The sequence below is a fragment of the Candidatus Symbiopectobacterium sp. genome (assembly GCF_020054415.1).
Taxonomy (GTDB): Bacteria; Pseudomonadota; Gammaproteobacteria; order Enterobacterales; family Enterobacteriaceae; genus Symbiopectobacterium.
Map to the genome: position 1 here is coordinate 1 of NZ_JAHWCO010000248.1, position 5593 is coordinate 5593.

Annotated in this window: 3 protein-coding genes and 1 pseudogene; 2 read left to right on the plus strand and 2 right to left on the minus strand. The window is 53.2% G+C overall.

The genetic code is table 11. The features are described 5' to 3' along the window. Window positions 1-299, plus strand: a pseudogene (locus QZ506_RS07265) (IS5/IS1182 family transposase); the annotation flags it as partial. A 138-nt stretch (window positions 300-437) separates the two neighbouring features. On the opposite strand, the gene guaA reads toward QZ506_RS07265, so the two are convergent. Both guaA and guaB read right to left on the minus strand, forming a co-directional pair. Beyond that, complete coding sequence (gene guaA, locus QZ506_RS07270) at window positions 438-2015, minus strand: glutamine-hydrolyzing GMP synthase (protein ID WP_291970077.1); 1578 nt, start codon at window positions 2013-2015, stop codon at window positions 438-440. Between the two features lie 111 nt (window positions 2016-2126). Further along, a complete protein-coding gene (gene guaB / locus QZ506_RS07275) occupies window positions 2127-3590 on the minus strand; it encodes an IMP dehydrogenase (protein ID WP_291970079.1) in 1464 nt (487 codons plus the stop codon). A gap of 181 nt (window positions 3591-3771) precedes the next feature. On the opposite strand from guaB, the gene xseA reads away from it, so the two are divergent. Further along, window positions 3772-5148, plus strand: a complete 1377-nt coding sequence (gene xseA, locus QZ506_RS07280) for an exodeoxyribonuclease VII large subunit (protein WP_291970081.1) — start codon at window positions 3772-3774, stop codon at window positions 5146-5148. The last annotated feature ends 445 nt before the right edge of the window (window positions 5149-5593 follow it).

A 5593-nucleotide genomic window follows, 5' to 3' on the forward strand; every position in this document is an offset into this window, starting at 1 on the left:
AGATAAGGCCGCTTATCCCGCCACGAAGGGGGGCACAATATTGGCCAGATCGCTACCACGAGCGTAACCACGCTGTTGCAAATCAGCGCATTAGCGGTAGTAACGATATCTGGAAAAAGAAAGTGGGCTATCACCGGCGCCCAGTGGCTGAAACGGCCATGTTCCGGTTCAAAAAGCTTCTGGGTGGTCATCTAAGTCTGAGAGACTACGATGCTCAGGCGGGTGAAGCCATGGCCATGGTCAAAGCGCTTAACCGGATCACGCTATCAGGAATGCCGAACAGTATTCGCATCACGTAACAATCGACCCGTATGGGGCCAGTCGTTACAAGTTCTGATTTATTCAGCAAAGCCTAGTTAAAACGTAAAATATGTTATTAATCAAAATTATTAATGGTAATGATGAGTAATTAATAATAGCTATTAACTATCTATAATCTATTCCCACTCAATCGTCGCAGGCGGCTTGCCAGAGACGTCGTAAACCACGCGGGAAATGCCATCTACTTCGTTGATAATGCGGTTGGAAACGCGGCCCAGGAAGTCATAAGGCAGGTGTGCCCAGTGCGCGGTCATAAAGTCGATAGTTTCGACCGCACGCAGAGAGACCACCCAGTCATATTTACGACCGTCGCCCATCACGCCTACGGAACGCACTGGCAGGAACACAGTAAAGGCCTGGCTTACCTTGTGGTACAGGTCAGCGTTGTGCAGTTCTTCGATGAAGATGGCATCGGCACGGCGCAGCAGATCGCAGTACTCTTTCTTCACTTCGCCCAACACACGCACTCCAAGGCCTGGACCGGGGAACGGATGGCGGTACAGCATGTTGTACGGCAAGCCCAGTTCAAGACCAATTTTACGCACTTCATCTTTGAACAGCTCTTTCAGCGGCTCAACCAGACCCAGCTTCATCTCTTTCGGCAGGCCACCCACGTTGTGGTGAGATTTGATAACGTGTGCTTTACCGGTCTTGGACGCCGCTGATTCAATCACGTCAGGATAGATGGTGCCCTGCGCCAGCCATTTCACCTCGGTTTGCTTGCTTGCTTCTTCATCGAACACTTCGACAAACACGCGACCAATGATTTTGCGTTTGGCTTCCGGATCGTTTTCACCGGCCAATTCAGACAGGAAACGATCTTCCGCAGCCACGTGCACGATATTCAGACCAAAGTGATCGCCGAACATTTCCAGCACCTGATCCGCTTCGTTCAAACGCAGCAGGCCATTATCCACGAACACGCAGGTCAAACGATCGCCAATGGCACGGTGCAGCAGCATCGCCGTCACAGAGGAGTCAACCCCACCGGACAGCCCCAAGATCACATGATCGTTGCCAATCTGTCCCCTCAGGCGCACTACCGCGTCATCAATGATTTTTGCCGGTGTCCACAGCGCATCACATCGGCAGATATCACGTACAAAGCGTTCCAGCATGCGCTGTCCCTGACGGGTATGCGTCACTTCCGGATGGAATTGTACGCCATAAAAGAGTTTCTCTTCGTTAGCCATAATGGCAAACGGGCAGGTATCGGTGCTGGCAACGGTGACGAAATCGGATGGAATGGCCGTCACTTTATCGCCGTGGCTCATCCATACGTCAAGCAGCGGCGCACCGCTTTCGCTCAGCGCATCCTGAATATCGCGCAGCAGTGCGCTTTCCGCTTTGATTTCGACCTGAGCATAACCAAACTCACGCTCGCTGGAGCTTTCTACATGTCCACCCAGCTGCATTGCCATGGTCTGCATGCCGTAGCACACACCCAACACCGGCACACCGGCCTGGAACACATATTCCGGCGCGCGCGGGCTGTTGTGCTCGGTGGTGCTTTCCGGGCCACCGGAAAGGATGATGCCGTTCGGGTTAAATTCGCGAATCTGTGCTTCGGTAACGTCCCATGCCCAGAGCTCGCAATAAACGCCCAGTTCACGCACGCGGCGCGCGACCAGTTGCGTGTACTGCGAACCAAAATCCAGAATGAGTATGCGGTATTGATGAATATTTTCTGTCATGAGAGGCGTATTCCAAAATACGTAAGGAGCAAAAAATAAGAGAGACCGGCGAAGTTTACCGGGTTTCTGTCAAATCAGCCATTACATCGGCAGATTGGCCTGTGGGCTCAATCAACCCATTCGATAGTTCGGAGATTCTTTGGTGATGGTCACATCGTGCACATGGCTTTCCTGAATGCCTGCACCGCTGATGCGAACAAATTCGGCCTGAGTGCGCAGTGCGTCAATGGTGCCGCAACCGGTCAAGCCCATGCACGAACGCAGGCCGCCCATCTGCTGATGCACGATCTCTTTCAGGCGGCCTTTATAAGCCACTCGCCCTTCTATCCCTTCCGGCACCAGTTTATCTGCCGCATTATCGCTCTGGAAATAACGGTCAGAAGAGCCTTTAGACATGGCACCCAACGAGCCCATCCCACGGTAAGATTTAAAGGAACGGCCTTGATATAGCTCGATCTCACCCGGAGATTCTTCCGTGCCCGCTAGCATAGAACCTACCATCACACAGGCTGCACCCGCAGCGATGGCTTTTGCGATGTCACCGGAGAAACGGATGCCACCATCAGCAATGACCGGAATGCCAGTACCTTCAAGCGCTACTACCGCGTCGGAAATCGCGGTGATCTGCGGTACACCCACGCCGGTAACTATACGGGTGGTACAAATAGAGCCAGGGCCAATACCGACTTTCACAGCGCTCACGCCTGCTTCAGCCAGCGCTTTGGCACCGGCACCGGTGGCAACGTTGCCGCCGATGATTTGCAGATCGGGGTATTTAGCGCGGGTTTCACGAATACGCTGCAACACGCCCTCAGAGTGGCCGTGCGAGGAGTCGATCAGCAGTACGTCAACACCGGCCGCAACCAGCGCATCGACGCGCTCTTTGTTGCCCGCACCTGCGCCAACGGCCGCTCCTACGCGCAGACGACCGTGTTCGTCTTTACAAGCGTTAGGTTTACGCTCGGCTTTCTGGAAGTCTTTCACGGTGATCATGCCGAGCAGATGGAAGCTGCCATCCACCACCAGCGCTTTCTCAACGCGTTTTTCGTGCATTTTTTGCAGCACCACTTCGCGCGCTTCGTCTTCACGCACCGCTACCAGACGGTCTTTCGGCGTCATCACGGCACTCACCGGGCGTTCCAAATCAGTCACAAAACGTACGTCACGGCCAGTGATAATGCCGACCAGTTCGTTATCGTCAGTTACTACCGGATAACCGGCAAAGCCGTTACGTTCGGTTAGCGCTTTGACTTCACGCAGCGTGGTGGTTGGCGTCACGGTTTGCGGATCGACAACCACGCCGCTTTCATGGCGTTTTACCCTGCTGACTTCTTCCGCCTGGCGCTCAATCGACATGTTTTTATGGATGAAACCGATGCCGCCTTCCTGCGCCAGAGCGATGGACAAACCGGATTCCGTCACGGTATCCATGGCAGCAGAAAGCATAGGTATATTCAAACGAATCGTTTTTGTGAGCTGGGTGGTGAGATCGGCAGTGTTCGGCAGAACGGTCGAGTGAGCTGGGATCAGGAGGACGTCATCAAACGTCAGTGCTTCTTTGGCAATACGTAGCATGGGCAATATCTCATGTGGGGATGCGATAAAATATTGCCGTGGCATTGTACAGAGCGTAGTCGGTTGCCTCCAGCTTTTTTTATAAAAAACTTGATTAACCTTTCAGGCAAGGTAGTATCGGTTAATTAACCCTATGTTTTAAAATTTGATCTCGCTCACTAAAATCGGGTTAGCCAACGCCATGTCCCAAGCGCCTTCATCCGCTATTTTTACCGTCAGCCGCCTCAATCAAACCGTCCGGCAACTGTTGGAAATGGAAATGAGGCAAATCTGGCTGTGCGGCGAGATATCCAACTTCTCCCAACCCGCCTCCGGTCACTGGTACTTTACACTGAAAGACGAGCGCGCTCAGGTGCGCTGCGCCATGTTTCGCACCAGCAATCGCCGTGTGACGTTTCGTCCACAAAACGGGCAGCAAGTGTTGCTGCGCGCTACCATCACCCTGTACGAACCGCGCGGTGATTACCAAGTGCTGGCAGAAAGCATGCAACCCGCAGGCGATGGCCTGTTGCAACAGCAGTTCGAACAGCTTAAGCAGCGGTTAGCGTCAGAAGGGTTGTTCGATCAGTCATTCAAACAGGCGCGCCCCCGTCCTGCCAGCAGCGTCGGCGTCATTACTTCACCTAGCGGCGCGGCGCTGCATGATATCCTGCATGTGCTACAGCGGCGCGATCCCGCCCTGCCGGTGGTGATTTATCCGAGTCAGGTGCAAGGCGAAGAAGCTCCAGCGCAAATTGTTCGTGCTATTCAACGTGCCAATCAACGACAAGAGTGCGATGTACTGATCGTTGGGCGCGGCGGCGGTTCACTGGAAGACCTCTGGAGCTTTAACGATGAACGGGTGGCTCGCGCCATTTTCGCCAGTCGTATTCCTATTGTGAGTGCTGTCGGCCATGAAACCGACGTCACCATTGCCGACTTCGTGGCGGATTTGCGCGCTCCGACACCGTCGGCGGCGGCAGAGTTGGTCAGTCGCGATCACAACGAACTGCTGCGCCAGCTACATGCACAACGTCAGCGGCTGGAAATGGCGATGGATTATTCTCTGGCACAGCACCAGCGCGATTTCGCCCGACTCCATCACCGTTTGCAGCAACAGCATCCGCAGTTACGCTTGGCGCGTCAGCTTAACAAATTGATCACCCTGTGGCGCAGGCTTGATGAGAGCATGCAGCAGCAACTGCGGCGCGCGACCCTGCGCAATGAGCGTTTGCAGCAGCGGCTGACGCAGCAGCAACCGCTTTCACGTATTCATCGTGCTCAGCAACACCTGCAACAGATGCAGTATCAATTACAGCGGCTTATCACCCTGCAACTGAGTGAGAATAAACAGAGGTTGGGTGAGGTTTGTTCCCATCTGGAAGGTGTCAGCCCACTAAAAACGCTGGCGCGTGGCTATAACGTGACCACCACCCCCTCTGGGCAGGTTTTACGCGCCACGACTCAGGCAGCACCGGGTGACGCGCTAAAAACCCGATTACAGGACGGCTGGGTAGAAAGCCAGGTTACGCAGGTTACGCCAGAGGCTAAAAAGCGCGCACGTAGGAAAACGTCATAGCACTTCAGACTGATGGTAAAGACGCGTATCTTTTCGTCATCCTCGGTGAAAGCCGGGGATCTCCGCCAGAAGAAAGGCACATAACCTGCGAGAGTGACGAAGGTGGGCGGAAATCACAGCAATAGTTAAAAATGACCGTGTTCGGTCGGTTTTTCAGCAATCCAAAGCACCTTATCGCCTGTTTTTCACTCCGCGCACATTTATTCCTGTTCCGACTGATAGCTGAACAGAGGGATGAAAATTATGGCATTTAGATTCATACAGTTACAAGCAATCGTTCGAAATTACTCGAAATTTGATCGAAATTAGGCTTTGTTGAATAAATAGAACTTTTGGGTAATCATCGGAGCAGATCACCACAGTTGTTTCAAAATCAGGTCTCCATGGCAAAACAAAATTTTAAAATCACCAACTGGCCCTCTTATAACAAGGCCCTCAAGCAGCG